The sequence below is a fragment of the Ureibacillus endophyticus genome, assembly GCF_003628435.1.
GTDB lineage: Bacteria > Bacillota > Bacilli > Bacillales_A > Planococcaceae > Ureibacillus > Ureibacillus endophyticus.
Genome location: NZ_RBZN01000003.1, coordinates 1 through 16,829, shown reverse-complemented (window position 1 = coordinate 16,829; position 16,829 = coordinate 1). Strand labels below are relative to the sequence as shown.

At 33.5% G+C, this 16,829-nt stretch carries 20 protein-coding genes and 1 other RNA gene; 4 read left to right on the top strand and 17 right to left on the bottom strand.

Features of this window, described 5'->3' with window-relative positions; all coding sequences use genetic code 11:
• The first annotated feature begins 164 nt into the window (after positions 1-164).
• The gene (locus D8M03_RS02290) at positions 165-938 is read left to right on the top strand and encodes a TSUP family transporter (protein WP_121213062.1); all 774 of its coding nucleotides are present in this window, start codon (positions 165-167) and stop codon (positions 936-938) included.
• A 26-nt stretch (positions 939-964) separates the two neighbouring features.
• On the opposite strand, the gene D8M03_RS02285 is transcribed toward D8M03_RS02290, so the two are convergent.
• From D8M03_RS02285 to D8M03_RS02240, 10 genes are all read right to left on the bottom strand, one after another.
• Complete coding sequence (locus D8M03_RS02285) at positions 965-1,597, bottom strand: FusB/FusC family EF-G-binding protein (protein WP_121213061.1); 633 nt, start codon at positions 1,595-1,597, stop codon at positions 965-967.
• Positions 1,598-1,923: 326 nt separating this feature from the next.
• On the bottom strand, positions 1,924-2,193 hold the full coding sequence (locus D8M03_RS02280; RefSeq protein ID WP_121213060.1) for a CD3324 family protein: 270 nt from the start codon (positions 2,191-2,193) through the stop codon (positions 1,924-1,926).
• A 281-nt stretch (positions 2,194-2,474) separates the two neighbouring features.
• Positions 2,475-3,674, bottom strand: coding sequence for a Ger(x)C family spore germination protein (locus D8M03_RS02275; protein ID WP_121213157.1), 1,200 nt, complete (start codon positions 3,672-3,674; stop codon positions 2,475-2,477).
• 12 nt (positions 3,675-3,686) lie between these two features.
• Complete coding sequence (locus tag D8M03_RS02270; RefSeq protein WP_170148367.1) at positions 3,687-4,784, bottom strand: GerAB/ArcD/ProY family transporter; 1,098 nt, start codon at positions 4,782-4,784, stop codon at positions 3,687-3,689.
• A gap of 48 nt (positions 4,785-4,832) precedes the next feature.
• Complete coding sequence (locus D8M03_RS02265; RefSeq protein ID WP_121213058.1) at positions 4,833-6,380, bottom strand: spore germination protein; 1,548 nt, start codon at positions 6,378-6,380, stop codon at positions 4,833-4,835.
• Between the two features lie 235 nt (positions 6,381-6,615).
• Positions 6,616-6,834 (bottom strand): DinB family protein, encoded by a 219-nt coding sequence (locus D8M03_RS02260; protein WP_170148366.1) that lies wholly within the window; start codon positions 6,832-6,834, stop codon positions 6,616-6,618.
• The gene (locus D8M03_RS02255) at positions 6,795-7,130 is read right to left on the bottom strand and encodes a DinB family protein (RefSeq protein ID WP_121213056.1); all 336 of its coding nucleotides are present in this window, start codon (positions 7,128-7,130) and stop codon (positions 6,795-6,797) included. The genes D8M03_RS02260 and D8M03_RS02255 overlap by 40 nt, the downstream gene beginning before the upstream one ends.
• 23 nt (positions 7,131-7,153) lie before the next feature.
• On the bottom strand, positions 7,154-7,621 hold the full coding sequence (locus D8M03_RS02250; protein ID WP_170148365.1) for a DinB family protein: 468 nt from the start codon (positions 7,619-7,621) through the stop codon (positions 7,154-7,156).
• A 119-nt stretch (positions 7,622-7,740) separates the two neighbouring features.
• On the bottom strand, positions 7,741-9,000 hold the full coding sequence (locus D8M03_RS02245) for a CYP152 family fatty-acid peroxygenase CypC (RefSeq protein WP_211330851.1): 1,260 nt from the start codon (positions 8,998-9,000) through the stop codon (positions 7,741-7,743).
• A gap of 109 nt (positions 9,001-9,109) precedes the next feature.
• Complete coding sequence (locus D8M03_RS02240) at positions 9,110-9,664, bottom strand: hypothetical protein (RefSeq protein WP_121213054.1); 555 nt, start codon at positions 9,662-9,664, stop codon at positions 9,110-9,112.
• A gap of 335 nt (positions 9,665-9,999) precedes the next feature.
• On the opposite strand from D8M03_RS02240, the gene D8M03_RS02235 reads away from it, so the two are divergent.
• Positions 10,000-10,395: a hypothetical protein gene (locus D8M03_RS02235; protein WP_121213053.1), complete on the top strand. Its 396-nt coding sequence runs from the start codon at positions 10,000-10,002 to the stop codon at positions 10,393-10,395.
• Positions 10,396-10,840: 445 nt separating this feature from the next.
• On the opposite strand, the gene D8M03_RS02230 is transcribed toward D8M03_RS02235, so the two are convergent.
• From D8M03_RS02230 to D8M03_RS02220, 3 genes are all read right to left on the bottom strand, one after another.
• On the bottom strand, positions 10,841-10,999 hold the full coding sequence (locus tag D8M03_RS02230; protein ID WP_121213052.1) for a YpzG family protein: 159 nt from the start codon (positions 10,997-10,999) through the stop codon (positions 10,841-10,843).
• A gap of 81 nt (positions 11,000-11,080) precedes the next feature.
• Positions 11,081-12,802, bottom strand: coding sequence for a methyl-accepting chemotaxis protein (locus D8M03_RS02225; protein ID WP_121213051.1), 1,722 nt, complete (start codon positions 12,800-12,802; stop codon positions 11,081-11,083).
• 151 nt (positions 12,803-12,953) lie between these two features.
• Positions 12,954-13,688, bottom strand: coding sequence for an urease accessory protein UreH domain-containing protein (locus tag D8M03_RS02220; protein ID WP_121213050.1), 735 nt, complete (start codon positions 13,686-13,688; stop codon positions 12,954-12,956).
• 114 nt (positions 13,689-13,802) lie between these two features.
• Between D8M03_RS02220 and D8M03_RS02215 the strand changes: the two genes are divergently transcribed.
• On the top strand, positions 13,803-14,105 hold the full coding sequence (locus D8M03_RS02215) for a YunC family protein (protein WP_121213049.1): 303 nt from the start codon (positions 13,803-13,805) through the stop codon (positions 14,103-14,105).
• Between the two features lie 42 nt (positions 14,106-14,147).
• Positions 14,148-14,297, top strand: coding sequence for a hypothetical protein (locus D8M03_RS17620; RefSeq protein WP_170148364.1), 150 nt, complete (start codon positions 14,148-14,150; stop codon positions 14,295-14,297).
• Positions 14,298-14,350: 53 nt separating this feature from the next.
• Here the strand turns inward: D8M03_RS17620 and D8M03_RS02210 are convergent, their stop codons facing one another.
• The 4 genes from D8M03_RS02210 to D8M03_RS02195 form a co-directional block, all read right to left on the bottom strand.
• Positions 14,351-14,692, bottom strand: a complete 342-nt coding sequence (locus D8M03_RS02210) for a rhodanese-like domain-containing protein (RefSeq protein ID WP_245987426.1) — start codon at positions 14,690-14,692, stop codon at positions 14,351-14,353.
• A gap of 41 nt (positions 14,693-14,733) precedes the next feature.
• Positions 14,734-14,988 carry a hypothetical protein gene (locus tag D8M03_RS02205; protein WP_245987419.1) on the bottom strand — a complete coding sequence of 85 codons (255 nt, stop codon included), beginning with the start codon at positions 14,986-14,988 and terminating at the stop codon, positions 14,734-14,736.
• Positions 14,989-15,146: 158 nt separating this feature from the next.
• A non-coding RNA gene (gene ssrS, locus D8M03_RS02200) (6S RNA) lies at positions 15,147-15,337 on the bottom strand.
• A gap of 102 nt (positions 15,338-15,439) precedes the next feature.
• On the bottom strand, positions 15,440-16,684 hold the full coding sequence (locus D8M03_RS02195; protein ID WP_121213048.1) for an MDR family MFS transporter: 1,245 nt from the start codon (positions 16,682-16,684) through the stop codon (positions 15,440-15,442).
• Positions 16,685-16,829: the final 145 nt, after the last annotated feature.

Sequence of the window (16,829 nt, the reverse complement as noted above, 5' to 3'; positions counted from 1 at the left end):
AATCTCATTTATGGGAATAAATGTTACTTAAAATTTGAATAATAAATTTTTTTATCTTTTATTACAAAAATATTACACCCTCTAATTGATTTAGAAACTTATTTACTTTATCCCACTTTTTCGATAAGATTTGTCTGTTCATCATAGAAAGAGGGTCATAATAAATGCCACTTGATTTAGATTTATCAATCATTCTCATATTATTTCTTTTTGGATTTTTAGCAGCATTTATAGATTCCGTTGTTGGAGGGGGCGGGTTAATCGCTTTACCAGCATTACTATTTACGGGTTTAAGTCCTTCTGCAGCAGTCGCAACAAATAAACTCGCTGGCTCAATGGGTTCTTTAACAAGTACCATCACTTTTTATAAATCGGGGAAGATAGATTTAAAACCGATTGCAAAACTATTTCCTATTGTTTTTATCGCTTCTATGATTGGGGCGTGGATTGTGCATTTAATGGACCCTACTTTATTAAAACCATTAATGCTCATCATGCTTGCTCTTGTTGCAGTCTATACAATTTTCAAGAAAGATTGGGGCAATATTTCAACCTATAAAAAGTTAACAAAGAAAAAATATATAGGTTATATTTTCTTAGTTTCTGCGATTGGATTTTATGATGGATTCTTAGGTCCCGGAACAGGTTCGTTTTTGATTTTTTCCTTTTTGCTGATTGGTTTTGACTTTTTAAAAGCAGCTGGAAACGCAAAATTTTTAAACTTTGCGAGTAATATTGGGGCTCTTGTCATGTTCCTTATGTTAGGACAAATCAATTTTATTTACGGATTTACAATGGGGGTTGCACAAATTATCGGGGCAATTGTTGGTTCAAAGTTTGCAATCAAACGAGGAACGAACTATGTTAGAGTACTATTCATTGTTGTGACAATCTCATTATTAGCAAAAAATACTTACGATTATTTCACTAACAATTAATTATGATCAGGGAAACGATTCCCTGATCATTTTAAGTTTCCTACAAATTCATAAAACTTCTCAATTTCTGTTAATGCTTCGTTACAAGACGAACTATCTTCACAAATATAATTTCCACGTTTCGTATAAGTTCCTAGCGTCGTACCCGATTTAGATACCATTAACATACCGACTTTAGAATGTCTGTTGCACACGCTACAAATACCCATTTTCTCCGAAGTACTATAGACGCCACGCACACCTTTTAAAACTCCATCTTCACGATATACGATATATTTTCGATTTGTACCCGAATCGAACCAGCTTAAATAAGTGATTTCTTTCCAATCGATATTCTCAAACTTAGGCAGTTTTAATTTCTTATCTTTCGGAAATAGCTTTTTTATTTCGCTGTCTGTCGGTCGTTCAAAAGGTTTAACGTACACTTTTATGTCGTTAAAAAAATGTTCCATCTGTTCTTTTGTTTTTAACTCAAACATGGGTTGTAAAATTAATTGCTGTTCAATATCTGCAAAAGTTAACTGACTGTTAATTTCTTCTTGAGCAAGACCTTGAACAGCTTGGATAACGTTTGGATCTTTCGATGATGTATGGGCATTAAATATTTTTTTTGCTTGTTTTTTCACGATTTGATATTGCACTGTAGACATAAATTCCATAAAAAACAACTCCTTCTGCTCTAGAGTATAGAAAACAAGGGATAATCGCAATTGGATACATTTTTTTAAATTAAACTATACCTAAAGTTAGTTTTGATATTGTTAGGTTAAGCATTTGGATTTTAATACAACTAACCGAAAATGAAATGGTGAACTTGTTTATCCAAGTTAGTTCCATGTTTATGTAGGTCACTGTCGCTTTCAATAAAGATTTGTCCTTCATTCTAAACACAAAGTGCTCTGTCATACGAATAGCAACTCAACTTCTCGCTACTATGTAAAATCCAATAAAAAAATCGCCTCATTTTACATGAGACGAGCATATGTTAAACGCATTTTTTGTAAACTATCTTTTTAATCGTTTCTACAGATAAGTGATAGTTTTCAGCTAATGTTTGAAGGGACTCTCCTTGTTGGTAAAGCTGCTTGATATGTGCGTTTCTTTCTTGCAATCTTTGCCTTTCACCAGTTAACGAGCCCCACTGGATTCGCTTCTTTTCTGGTTTAGGGATGTAAATTAAATCCCCTTGAACATATTGTTGAATTTGTTCTAAAAGTTCTTTTGGTAACACCTCATGTGCATTCACGTAACGCATTGTCATTCTCCTTTTACTTTTGTGTTTTAAAAGTTAAAGGGCAAAGCGTTATGAATAACATGACGATGTAAGGCGATGAAGCTATATTACCTCACGCAAAGTATCGCCATATTATTCACTGGCTTTGCATGAGTTGTTGCATAAGGCGACAAACGTCTTGTCATTCTTATCACATCCTTAAATTGGTATATACCTTAGTATATCGCGTAACGAAAAAAAATCGAGAGAAAACTCATTCCAGTTTTCCTTCTATTAAATAATAGGTCCTAAAAAATCTCTTCTTATCTATATTCCATACCCGTCCGAATAATTTCACATCGAACCTTTACTTCCATGTTTAGCTGTTTATAAATCTCGTACCATCTATCTATCGTCTTGACCTCTTCACTCCAATATTTTGGAAACTTTGCACGGACTCTTGCACCAATCCCAAGAACATCTGATTCATTTTCTTGCCACTTTTTAATAACCTGATTGTATTTTTTAGTGGCGATATTCGATGCAAGTTCTTCTATTTCTTCTACCCTATTATTCGTTATATTTTTCACATTGGATCTTTCTGCTATATTTGAATCGATCTTTACATTTATTTTTATACTTGGTACATTTTCTTCAATTTTTATATCGATATCCGAATCTCGCTTGTAAGATTCAAGAATATACATTCCACCGTCATCAGAAGAAACTGCTAAACCATAACCACCGCGATTCTCTCCCTTCATTCCTAAATAAACCCCTATTTCGAAAGGAGACATTGTTCCAACCATCTTATCATCTTTAAAATAAGCTAGACCATCTACTAATATTCGTTCTTGTTCAATCAACCTTACATAGGGGAGTGCACCATCCACCCCAACGTCAGCTTCGTCTATCCAAAACTTACCCAAATACTCCCTAGGTAATTTCCCAAAACGCATGGCATTCTCTAATGTGTCTGATAAATATAATGCGGGGACGGTTTCAATTGGTGGAGCCGCTCTTAACACATCTTCCGCTTTACCCGTTGACACAACCATCCACGATGTTCTTCTTACTTCATATTCACGTTTTAAAAAATCATTAATATCATCTAATCCTTTTTTGGCAACATCTTCATTTACGATGGTAATTTGAAGATGACCTAAATATAATTTTTCAGCAAGTTGTTGCTGTAAATTTGCCATTCCATCTTTCATTGAAAAGCCAGTTGTTTGTACTACCCATGACGTTTCATCAGAAGTACTTTCTCCTCCGCCTTCTGGACCTAGCTTTATTTTTCCTGGAACAGCCAATTGAGCAGTTATCTTATAAATACTTTTCTGTTCACCAGCATGTGTATCTTGGTCTCGATAGGTAATTTCAGGAATAGTAAAACCTTCAGCTTCTTCATCAATAACATCTATTGCTAGCCCTAGAATATTCGCCCGTTCTTCAAGGTCATAACGATCCCAACAACCGGATAAAAAAAGAGAAGCCATGAGGAGAAAAATAAACTTTTTCATTTTATTCACTTTTCAAATACTTCCCTTCATGCGTCTGAATTTCGCAATTGCTAATAAGAAAAATACATACACAAAATAAAACATTACACTGCCTGTCCAGAAGTAACTCAGAAACGTATAAACATCGTAAATATCTTTAGGAAATAAAGCGATAAAAAAGGAGATCATTAATGTTACAAAAGAAATGAAGCGATACTTAGTTGTATTTAAGATTTCTGCTACTCCACGTACAACGATAAAATAATAGGAAAGAAGCGTTGTAAAAACAGCGAAGATCCACGAAATAATAAAAATTGCATCAATACGCGCAAGAATCTCCCCTGGCACCTCTACCATTCTCGCTAAGATAAGTGTTGACCAAAGCATTTCTTGTATTTTTATTTCACCAAAAATACCTAGAGAGACTATGACTAACAACAAAACAAAAAAAATGCTCAGTAGAAATCCCCAAATACCAGCAGAAACACATTTTTTAGGATTTTTTAAGTACGGAATCACCATGGATAAGATGTAATAATTTGACACAGCTGCCATTATTACGACCGCTCCTGACATAAATTGTGATAACGTTACCTCATTACCTGTTATTGGTAATAAATGATAGTACTCGATATCTTTAAATGAAGGTAAAAGCACCGATAACAACGGACTAACAATCATAGGGAAATAAAATAAGTGAATATATGCAAAGGACGATACATTACCAAAATTTATAATTGCGCATAGAAATAACATTGCAAAGATAGAAAAATGAATTGGAGTATCCGGTAGCAATCCCCCGACTAGAACTTCTGCAAATTGCCTTGTTTCTAGTCCTATTAAAATTAGTGCAGCAATTAAAAACACTACCATAATAAAAGTCCCAAACACTTTCCCTATTAACACCTTACTGTACCCAACAAAAGTGTGATTTGGAAATCGTCTCCCTAAATAAAGAAGCCCTATCAAACCAATAAGAGTGATTAGAATACCTACAAGACTTGCTAATGGAGCCGCATTACCAGCTTTTTCAACTACAAATCTTGGTAATGCTAACATCGAAACCCCTAAGATCGTGCCTGCGATAATAATTGCAAATTGTACAGAGGTAATGGAATCACTATGCTTCATCTTTTTTACCTCCATCATCTTTTAAGAAATTATGTGATGCTTTATCCTTTACTCGTCCTCCAACTCGTTTTTTATTTTTGGATTTATTTCTTTTGGACGTTCTTTCAACCAATTTAACGGTGCTCTCACGATTGAATCTTTTGCTGTCGATAAGTTTCCTGGCGAAAAAGGTATCATATATGGCACACCTAGTGAACGCAAACTAATCATATGGTTAAGTATCAAAATAATACCTACAGCTAATCCTAATAAGCCAAATGTCCCCGCTAAAATGATTAAAGGAAAACGTAACATACGAAACGCAGTAGCTACATTGTAAGAAGGAGTCGCAAATGAACCAATTGTGGATAACGCGATAATTACTACCGTAATTGGACTAACAAAACCAGCTTGAACCGCAGCTTGCCCTACAACTAAAACCCCAACGATAGAGAGTGCTCCACCAACTTGTTGCGGCATACGAATCGTTGCTTCACGTAAAATCTCCATCGCAATTTCCATTAATAATACCTCCACAAAAACTGGAAATGGTACACCATGCCTACCGCTCGATGCTGCAACGACAAATCCAGAAGGAATTAGCTCTGGATGGAAAGATAAAACCGTTACATAAAAAGAAGAAAAAGTAAGTGAGAAAAAGAGTGCTAATATCCGAATTGCTCGAATAGCAGAAGTGATTAACCATCGATCATAATAATCCTCACTCGTTTGATAAAATTGGTTAAATGTTGCAGGTGCTATTAATGCAAAGGGGCTACCTTCTACTAATATTGCCACACGACCTTCTAAAAGGTTCCCGACCACTTTATCTGGACGTTCTGTATTTAGTATTTGTGGAAATGGCGACCACGGATTATCTTGAACAAACTGTTCGATATACCCTGCATCCAAAACACCGTCAATTTGAATAGCATCAATTCTCTTTTTTATTTCTTCTATTAACTTTTCATTTGCAATATCTTCTAAGTAACAAACTGCCACTTTTGTCCTTGTTCTTGCTCCCACTTCTGTTTCTTCTATACGAAATTCAGGAACCGGCAAACGATATCTTAACAAAGCAACATTTGTAGAAATCTGCTCTATAAATCCATCTTTCGGACCCCGAACAACTCGCTCTGTTTCTGGTTGGTCAATCGCTCTTTTCTCTTGTTTAATTGCATCAAAAAGAATTGCTTGTTCAACACCTTCTATTAGTACAATAACTTTTCCAATTGTGATTGATTGAATTAAAGTTGATACATTGGTTTCTTTTTCGACATCGGCATGATAGATTATTTCTTTTTCTAATATTGCAGGTATTAAATCAGCATTCGTTAGTCCTATATTTGAGTTTTGAAGTGGTTGAATAATATCTCTTTCAACTTCTTCCCTTTCTACTAGAGAAGCCAGGCAAAGAAGTGCAGCTGATTTCCCCCCAACATTAAACTCTCGTAGAAGAAAATCCATATCATTTTTAAAAATTTTGTAAAAATACTCTATATTACTTTTTAAGTTTGATGAAATTCTTTTATCTTCGTTTTCAATCATAATTTCACTTTTGGGAATCGTTTGCTTGGGTTGTTCTGATTTCGTTCTTTTTCTAAAGAACGGTGACATAGTATCACCTACTTTCATGTTGTTAGAACAAATCAGGAATAGTATGTTTCGTGAAAAATTTCCCATACATAAATAAAAGGCAATCATGATTTTTTACATCATAATTGCCTTTCCTATAAGTTGTTTTCCGTTACAGACGAAGCTGGTGCTACTCCCGCAGAAATACACGTTCACTAACGAACAACTAAATGGTTCTTATATTCATTTGTAAGTTTAACAACTGAAATTCTAAAGCTTATTTATTTTCCAATGCGATTTTTATATGTGCTAGATGGTGACGAATATGCCAAGCACAAAAACCAATTGTTGTAGGAATGGTTTGTTTCCCTGTTACTGGATGAGAAAAAATTTTGTTAAGTTGCTCTTCCGTTAGATTTTTTAGTAAATACGAAAAACGCTCATGAATTCCTTCTATTATTTTAATAGATGCAGATAATGGAACCTCTGAATCCACCAATGAGCCCACTCATTTTCCTCGAAAGGTTTAATGATTGGAATATCCTCCGTTAAAGCTAATTTAATTCTCGTGTAATAATTAATTTGACCATCTGCTATGTGGTGAACTAATTGTTTAATCGTCCACGCACCTTCGCGATAAGTTAATTTTTGCTCTTCCTCATTTAAGTTCCCGACAACTTCATTTAGAAGTGTAGGAAATACTGTTATTTCATCAATCCACTGATTGAGTTCATTTTTTGAAATTTCTTCAGTTACTTCAAAATGACCAATTGGATATTTAATGTTGTCCACTATGTTCACTCTCTTCTTGTAAGTTATGAAGTGCTTAATACTTTTTCAATTTGTTCAAAGTGATGTTCATCATGCTCTTTAAAACCTAATAAATAGGTATACAGAGTTAATGAAGAAGTCCCTATATTAAACTCCTTTTCCCACATTTCGCCGGGAATGTTATTAACAGCAATAATCAACTTTCTTCTATTTAATATAAAATCCTCAATAATTTCATCCTTTGTTTTCATTTGGCTCAAAGTAGCAGCTTGTTGATTGATTTCATTTTCATCAGGACTCTTTGGTAACGCCTTATCTTGGAATAAAAAGGGCAATCTTTGCTCTATTAAAAATTGATCCCACGGTGTTAAATGACCGATAATTTCAGCGATTGTCCATTTACCTTCTGCAATTGGTGTTCTCCATTGATTTTCTGTAAGTTCTTTTAATCTTTTCACCCAATCAATAGAATTCTCAAAGTGGATTAATAAGTTTTCTTTATTTTTTAACAAGAATTTCAACTCCTAAACTTTTCCCTTTGATTACTTGTTCGATGTATAAGTTGAATTTCCTTTTGTTTGTCGAAACAAAAATAAGCAGACATTGATGATTTACCAATGTCTGCTTTACTTTATTGGGCACTTACTCTTCGAATATTTTTTAAAATAATTTTACTTTTCGGTATGCTTGGAATATCGTCCAATTCTAAATTCAGGTCTTGTTCAGGAACTTCATATTCCATTTTATTAACGAGATAGTCTAACCCTATTTTCATTAATTTAATTGTAATGCCTTCCCCTGCGCAACGGTGACCTAAATAATAATCTCCCCCACCTTGAGGAATAAAGCTAAATGGTGTCCCTTCCCAGTGAGCAAACCGTTCAGGATTAAACTCATCGGGATTATCCCAAATTTTCGGGTCGTGATTGGTACCATATAGATCTAATAGGGTTAGCGTCCCCTCTTTAAAATGATAGCCATTCCAAACGAAGTCTTTCTTTACTTTTGCCGCTACAAAAGGAAAGAATGGGTAAAAACGTCTAACTTCTTGAACAAACATTTTTGCATAATCCCTATACATTTTCAGTTTTTGTTTTTGATCTGGATATTGAAGTAATGCAAGCACCGTAAAGTTAATATAAATAGAAATTGCCACAATTGGTCGAAGCATATTAATTACTTCAACTGTTGCTGTTTCAACATCTAATAACTCTCCGTTTTTATCTTTATAAAGGGAGAATTTATGCATGACAGAGTCTTTTGGAAAACTTACCTTTCCTTCACGCGTATCTTGGATATGTTGTTGGATGGTTTTCTCGATTACATTACGCAACGTTCTTCCCATCCAATGGGCAGGGCCAATTGCAGCTGGTGATTCAAACATTGCCGCAAGTTCTTTAGTCATTGTTTTTACTTCTTCTTCATGTAGAGGCGCACCAATCCATTTAAATGCTACTTTACATAAAAGCTCTTTTACCTCTTCATATAACTCTATTTTGTCCATCTTCACCCATTTATCTAGTGACTTCTCCCACTGTAATTCTGTTATATCAAGCAATTTATTGATTTGCTCAGTTGTCATGACAGACATTAATAATTCTTTTCTAGTTCGATGTTCTTCCCCATCTAATGTTTGTACACTGTTCTTACCAAATAAAGTTTGAACAATTCGATTTGGAGCAGCATCACTTCTTTGGAATTTGTCCTCATCATAAAAGAGTTCTGCTGCTTCGCTTCCTACCATACAAATTGCTTTCTTTCCCAATAATCTTGTTTCAAAAATATCAGATTTTAATTGTTCTCTACGATTTACAATAAATCGATATCCTTCTTTTAAAAGGCTTAGACTATGATCAAGTCCTTCTTCACGTGGCATTTGATTGTCCACCATTTTCACCTCTTTTTTTATTCTACTTCTATTCTTTCTATAGAGTTTTTACTTTATTCTAAAATCCATATTTGTTAAAAATAAAAAACCACCATATTCTATGGTGGCTCAGCTATACTACCATTGAGTATTCTTTTGCGGAATCAGCAAATAAATCAGCTAATAGACCTTCATACTCTAATGTTAAGTTTTCGATATTTTGTAAATCAGACGGTGAAATTAAAGACAATGGTTTTTCGAAGTCGATTAATTCTCCCTCTTTTAAAACTCTCGCAACAAATTCTGAGCAAAAATATGCATTTTTGCGATGAAGTGGCTTATTGATGATAAACGAAATAATTCCTAATAAGTTATATCTATATAAATCCTTTTCCTTCTCAATTTTATTAATAAACGATCGCATTTTTCCAAGTTGCTCTTCCGTTACATTACAACTATAAATCGCACATCGAGCATTAAGAAAAAGTCCTTGACGTACATCTTCATATACAAAGCCACCAACGAAAGGATTGCGAGGTTTTTTACGTCCAAAACTATATACTTCCATCATCTGCTCATCAAACACAATAGAAGCATGATTATATGGCTTTTTTGTATATAGCTTAATCATCTTCGTAAACATAGTGCCAGTGTCTGTAAATAATAAGTATATTTTTTTCCTCTCCATAATAATTCCTTTCAACTTAGTCTTTTAATAAAAATATAAAAGATTCGTAAGTCTTTGGTAACCGACTAGGGGTAGAGTTTTCTATCGGTCTAGAGGCTTAGATTAACCCCAAAATATAAATTGAATAAGGACAGTTTTAATTGATAGTTGAATAGGAACTTTAACATAAAGAAAGGGAATATACTAGGTTAAACGATAAAATTTAATTTTTCTTAACATATTTGTAAATAAAATTTCTTATTCTTCCATTGCCTATATATTCCTTATAGGACTTTTTTCTTTTATAATTAAAAATGTAATTAGTAATATTTTCTAAATATTGGAGGAAAATACTTATGAAAATCGACCGTGACATAATTTCTCTAGAAAAGGCCATTGGAAAAAGTGATTATTTACAAGCTCGTAAAATAATCGAACTAAATGAGAGCAAATTTAAAAAGCCACATATCCGTTCTAAATTAAGTATGGAAGCATTAACTTTAGTTAATTACGTTCATGATTTTAACAATGAAAAAAATGATGAATTATATTCGAGGGAAACACAACTAATCATCCGTCATATTAATAAACTAGCTTATAATTGCGAGTTTTCAGAGATAAAACGATTCACATTTTTACAAAAGGATCTATTATCTAATCCTAAAATCTATAATGCTTTAAGTTCGGATGCCAAAGCATTAATAGCACCGCCTACTAGTGAAATGGAACAAAATTATTCAGTGTTGAACTAATTTATGGATAGGAGCTTATAGATAGTTAATATGGAACTGGATATCGAACATTAAAATCGCGGCTTTACATATTGTAAGCCGCGTAAATAATGTATGTGATATTAACAAAAAAACCCGGAAAGCTCCGGGCCATGATTCACTGAAATCTTCATGATGCATTACCACTGTCTAGCTTTAGATTCACATCTCAAAATTTGGTTTTGGAATGATACTTCCATTAGACCATTTCGAGACTTTTGAAACTTCTGCTTACCCCAGTTTCGGTGATTCTTCAGAGAATTTGAGCCAAAAGGACCCTTCTTACCCATTCGATAACACCCCTGTTCATCATGTTTGATTCCATTGTGAAATCTTTTTTAGTATTAATCATCTCATTCATTTTATGCATAAAAAAAACCCGGAAAATTCATTCCGGGCATGCGCTTCACTGAACCACCATGATGTACTAAAGCTGTCTAGCGTCAAAATCACCTTTTCTCAAACGTTCATTATGCGGTGTTATTTTCGTTTCACCGTTCATTTGAGATTTTTGAAATTTCGGCTTTTCCCAGTTTTTGTGAGTCTTATCTGAATTCGGATCAAGGATTCCCTTTTTACTACCCATTGATAACACCCCTTAATTCATCATGTTTGATTCCATTTGTGAAATCTTTTTTAGTATCAAACAATAAAAAGGTTCTATACTTTAATTTTTTTCATACTTAAATTGGCCAACCATCGTTTCTAGTTGTTCAGACATTTCACGTAATTGTTCTATTGATGCATAAACTTCCTCAGTTAACGCCAATTGTTCTTCAGTAAGTTCTGCAAAATCGTTTGTTTTGTTAGTGGATTGTTGGGCAATCTCATGGACTTCATGGATAATTTCTACGATTTTCACACTACCTTGAGAAAGCTGGGCAATGGTCTTATTTACCTCTTCAATTTGCTCTGTAACAACATGAATTGCATTATTAATCTTATCGAAAACCTCACTGGTATTGACCATTACGATTGTGCCTTTATCAACTTCCTGATTACTGTTAACCATTGTTTCCATGGCATCTTTTGTTTTCATTTGTATTTCTTGAATTAAACTTGCAATACGGCTTGCAGCATCACCTGATTGTTCCGCAAGTTTTCGAACTTCTTCTGATACGACAGCAAATCCTTTACCATATTCACCTGCACGTGCAGCTTCAATGGCTGCGTTTAATGCAAGAAGATTTGTTTGGTCCGCAATATCTGTAATCATGACAACAATTTCATTAATTTCATTGGATTTTTCACCAAGATCTTTAATTACTTCAGATGAGTGATATTGTGTACTTTTAATCTGTTCCATCTGTTTGATTGCATGTTCAAGCTGTTCTCTTCCATTAATGGACGTTTTAGTTGCAAATTCCGAAGAGGATGAAACTTCTTCTATATTTTTTGAAATTTGTAAAATCTCATTTGACATTTCTTTAATCGTATCTGCTGCATTGGAAATGATATCAACTTGTCGATTAGCACCATACATGATTCCTTGTATTGCTTCTGTTAAGGTTTCGGTCATAGTAGTGTTATGCTCAGCTGTCATAGACATTTCCTCAGAGGATAGCGTTAATTTTTGGGAACTATCATCAATTGTTCGAATCATATTTTTTACATTGTTCACCATATCATTAAATGTATTTGTAAGTTCGCCTATTTCATCTTTTCGTTTTGTTTCCAAATGAACAGTAAAGTCCCCTGTTTTAACTTTACGCATTTCTAAAGTTAATCGTTTTAATGGGCGGTTAATCATTCTAGCAACGAAATAAATGACACAGATAATCACTAGAAGTACAACGATCGTATAAATCATTAATTCACGTTTCTTATCATTCATCAATTCATAAATATGGTCAGCATTATAATCGGCACCAATTAAACCAATCATCTCTCCATTAGAGTTTCTAATTGGAACATATGCAGATACGTTTGCCCCATATTCTTTATCATACGTGAGTTCTCCTACTTGCGTTTCACCAGTTTTAAACGTATTGATTAATGCCTCATATTCATTTTGCTCAACTTCACCGAGACTCGATGCATCATCTGAGTCTAATGGTAATCCATCAACAACATAATAGTATTCGGAAGAACCATCGTCATTCTTTTTACTTTTCATAGTATAAAGGTAATTTAAACCATTCATTTTTCTAATTTCATTTAGTTCTTCACGTAGTTCATAGTAGTACTCGGTTTCTTCAGTTGTAATTTGCTCAAATTGGTTTACATCAATTTTAGAAACAACATTTTCAGCTATAATTTTTGCTTGTGAACTAATAGAATCTACTACAAGTTTTGTAGAAGATTCATAAATTGAATAACTTATAATTAGTGTAGAAATAATAAAGATTGATGAAAAAATCACAAGCATTTTTGTTTGTAAACTTTTCATAGATACCTCTTTTTCTGTAGACTTTTTTTCCTAAAACCTTTTCTTCACAATCAGACTTTAATATTATTATGAATCTAACAGTAAGAAAATTCCATAAATAAATTCATAAAAATGTATCGTTTTTTTAAATCTCTGTACTAGTCTAAACTCATTAAAACCCCCAGTAAGTTAACGTATCGAAAAAGCCTATCGTCACAAGTAATACCCCAGAAAGTCTATGAACAACTGCCCCGATTCCTTTACTTCTTTTTAGGATAAGTCCTTTCGCATCGAACGCTTCAATAAGTGCAAAAATGACTAGTAATGGAATAGATGTTGCTAACCCAAAAACTGCTGGTAAAACAAAGCCATAGGATGTAGTGACCACTGTTGGCATAAGCCAGATGAAAAATAATACAAACATTGTTGGACAAAAGGCAATAGAAAAACTAGCACCTAATAGAAAAGATCCTAGTTTCCCTTCTTTCATGACGAGCGGAATTTTCGTAGTTAAACGATCTATGAATGTAAACTTAAAAACCCCTAATAACATTAAACCCGTCATAATTAACAGTGGTCCAATAATTTTGCGGAATATTGGAAAATAATTTGTCATTTCACGCTCAAAGACTTGTCCAAATATCCACGCAAACCACCCAATCAAACTAAATACAAAAACTTTTCCTAAAATAAATGAAGCTAATTCTTTCCAAACATTTTCGCTTCGAATTGTTCGATATCCATAAAAGGTAATTGCACTTATATTACCCGTTAACTGACATGGTGTAAATGCACCAATTAATCCCAATAGAATGGCTATAATTAAAGGAGAATGCTCATAAGAATTTAAAAATGTAGAAATTGGTTCACTAAAAAAATTGCTTATCTTTGAAAGCAAATTGTACATAAAATTAACCCCTTCCCACACTAACAATACTAGCTTGCAAATAATTTTAAAAGTGTAACCGGGAACACTTTTCGCCTAATTCCATATTTTATATTGAGGAAAGGAGCGGAAAGAATGGTTACAATTGAACCGATTGAATTGAACGGACACATGTTTACTGCCGTTACTGTGCATTTACCTAAGACAACATTATTAACGGTTTCAAATGAGAACGGGTATATTATGTGCGGTGCTTTAGATGTCAGTCTTTTAAACAGTAAATTAGCAGATCGGAAAATTATTGCAGGTCGTGCGGTTGGAGTCAAAACAATTGAACAGTTACTAAAAGCTCCACTAGAGTCAGTTACGTATGAAGCAGAAAAGCTGGGGATTGTTAAAGGAATGATTGGTGAGGATGCACTACTTAAGATGATTTAACTAGATAGGACATGTACTAAAATCATTAAATATAAAAGGATGATGACAGTAATCATTGTTAATTTTTTCAATAATTCAATATCAAAACTTCCAAGAACGTTGGAAGGCGATCGATTTGATATTGATCGGTGGGAAGATGACGGTGGTCGAAGTTTAGATGCAAATGAGGATAGCCCATTACAACGAAATTAAAACCGCTACGCAAGAATGTTGTTAGTGGCATTCTTGCGTGTTTTTTAATTTCTCTACTTCACTGTTTTTAAGTATTCTTTCCAGGCTGTAACTCCACCTTCTAAAACGACAACATCGTATTCTTTTTTCGCAAGGATATTTGCACATTTTGTTGCAGAATTTCCTGTCGTGCACGTAACAATAATTTGTTCATTCTTTGGCAAAGATTTAACACTATTTTCATCATTTGTTTCTAATGCGAAAATTTTAGATTTATTTATGTTAAGGGACTCGATATGTTTTCCTTCAATATGATAGTCGTTATATTTTTCTTCAGCTCTGACATCTAGAAGTATTAACTTTTCCCCTTCATTCATTTTTTGAAGTAATTTTTCTGGTGTAATCTTACTCGTCATAATACTTTCCTCCCTCATTTTACTATGTTCTTGAACACTCTTCATGAACAATTACAATTCGCCATATACGATGTTGTATCGGAAATATAAGAAGCAATGTACCTAATAAAGATAACAAAGTGAGAGTCACTTCGATAACGATTATGTTTTGTTTTCAGGTAAACGATTGAATTAATAATAAGTTCCCCTATATCATTGCGGTAAATAAATAGTATTGCAAATAATGTTGCAGTATTTGTTAAAATGGCAAATGTAAATACTTGTTCACCTAAACCTAATATTTCACTTGCAATCATAACATGACCACTAGATGAAACTAGAATAGGTTAAGAATCTCTGAACTAGTCCAATAATAATCCTTTATATCATAAATTATATCGAAATTTTCAATTTACATCCTCCATAAAAAAAACACCCTTACATAATTATGTAAGAGTGTTATTAATGCTTAAATTAGGAAGCCGCCTTGCCGTTAGTTTAAATAGAAAGTTTTAAACCACCACTCCTCAAAGTGGGTGTTCGCAAAAGATTTCCTGTCTATCATCAGTCACAAAGTGTGATGCTCGCCATTCCACCTTCAATCTAAAACTCCCTTTTACAGCTTAAAGGTTAAAACTTAATATCGTACGTACAACGCAGCTTATAATTATATTATACTTTAGCAATTACTTAATCAAGTAAGTATGTTTTAAGAGAAATGTCAAAGGATTATTATTGGTTATAAGAGATATTTTTTACTTTTACCGCTTATGCTTCAGCAATCGATTTCACTGTGACTAACTTTCTCTTAAACAACCCTGTATATAATAATATACTTCCAGCTAATATTATAATTCCCATGTAAATTGACATTTGAGAAGGCATTAAAAATACACCCATAATAATACTAAAACGTGCAATTAAATCTCCACCTGTATAACCTAGATTTGCAAATGCAGCATAGGAGCCTCTTTGATCCTTTGGCATCATATTTGCCTGTTCTGCATTGACTATTGGAGAATAGATTAGTTCACCCATCGTTGCTATAAAGTTAAAGAAAATCAATACATACCAAACATTCCCCGATGTAATAATCGTATAGCCGATACCGTAAAGTATAAAACCAAAAATAAGCATCTTTTTCGTACTGAAGCGATCTGTTATTTTCGTAACGATAAATGTAAGGATGACGACAATCAACATATTTTCTACATTTAGTAAACTTAACATCCTGACGCCACTAATTTCAAAGCTCCCTAAAAAAATAGAATCGAAAGACTCTACTAATCGAACCCCAATATAATTATTTAACGTTAATTCCGCTCCAATGATCAACATTGATCCAACAACAACTTTTACAAATGGACCATCTTGAAGAGCAATTTTATAATTATTCAAAACATCCACTAATACATTTTGATGTTTTTGCTTAAGTAGTACTCTATCTGTTTCATTCAACCAAAGCATAAAGGCTATCGAAATACATATTAATGTAACGGTTAAAATGACAAACAATAGAAGTTGGTGATTTACATATAAAAGTCCACCCGCTGCTGTTCCAATCGCCATTGAAAGATTCACAAGCCAGTAATCCGCAGCATAAATAAATTTACGGTTTTCCGGAGTAGTTGAATCGATTATAAGTGCGTCCATCGTTGGGTATTCCATACTACTCGTTATCGTAAAGGCAATATATGCGATTGCAAATAAGCCAATAATCTTGGTTTCAGGTATTAAACTGATGGTCATTAACAAAAACATTAGTGCACTCAAAGATGAAGTAATCAATAGAATTTTCTTTCGGTTAAACCGATCTGAAATATAGCCTCCTATTAAATTGAAAATGAAACTAATAATTACAGTTATAACTAAAAATATTCCTGCCCAAACTTTATTTAAATTTTGAGCAAAAAATAACGCCATAAAAGGCATGATTGCTGATGATGTTAGACGATTAAAAAATGATGTAATAAGCCTGACTTTTACGTTCTGCGGAAAGTTTCTCCATTTCATAAATTTCCCTCCTACTCCCTTTACCGTATTGTCAAAACTTATATATATAAATCGCTAATAATCGTTGGTTTTATAGTCTTTTACGCAAAAAAACTTGCCACCCCCTGGATTTTGGTGTTAGTTGAGGTTACCACACACAAAACTA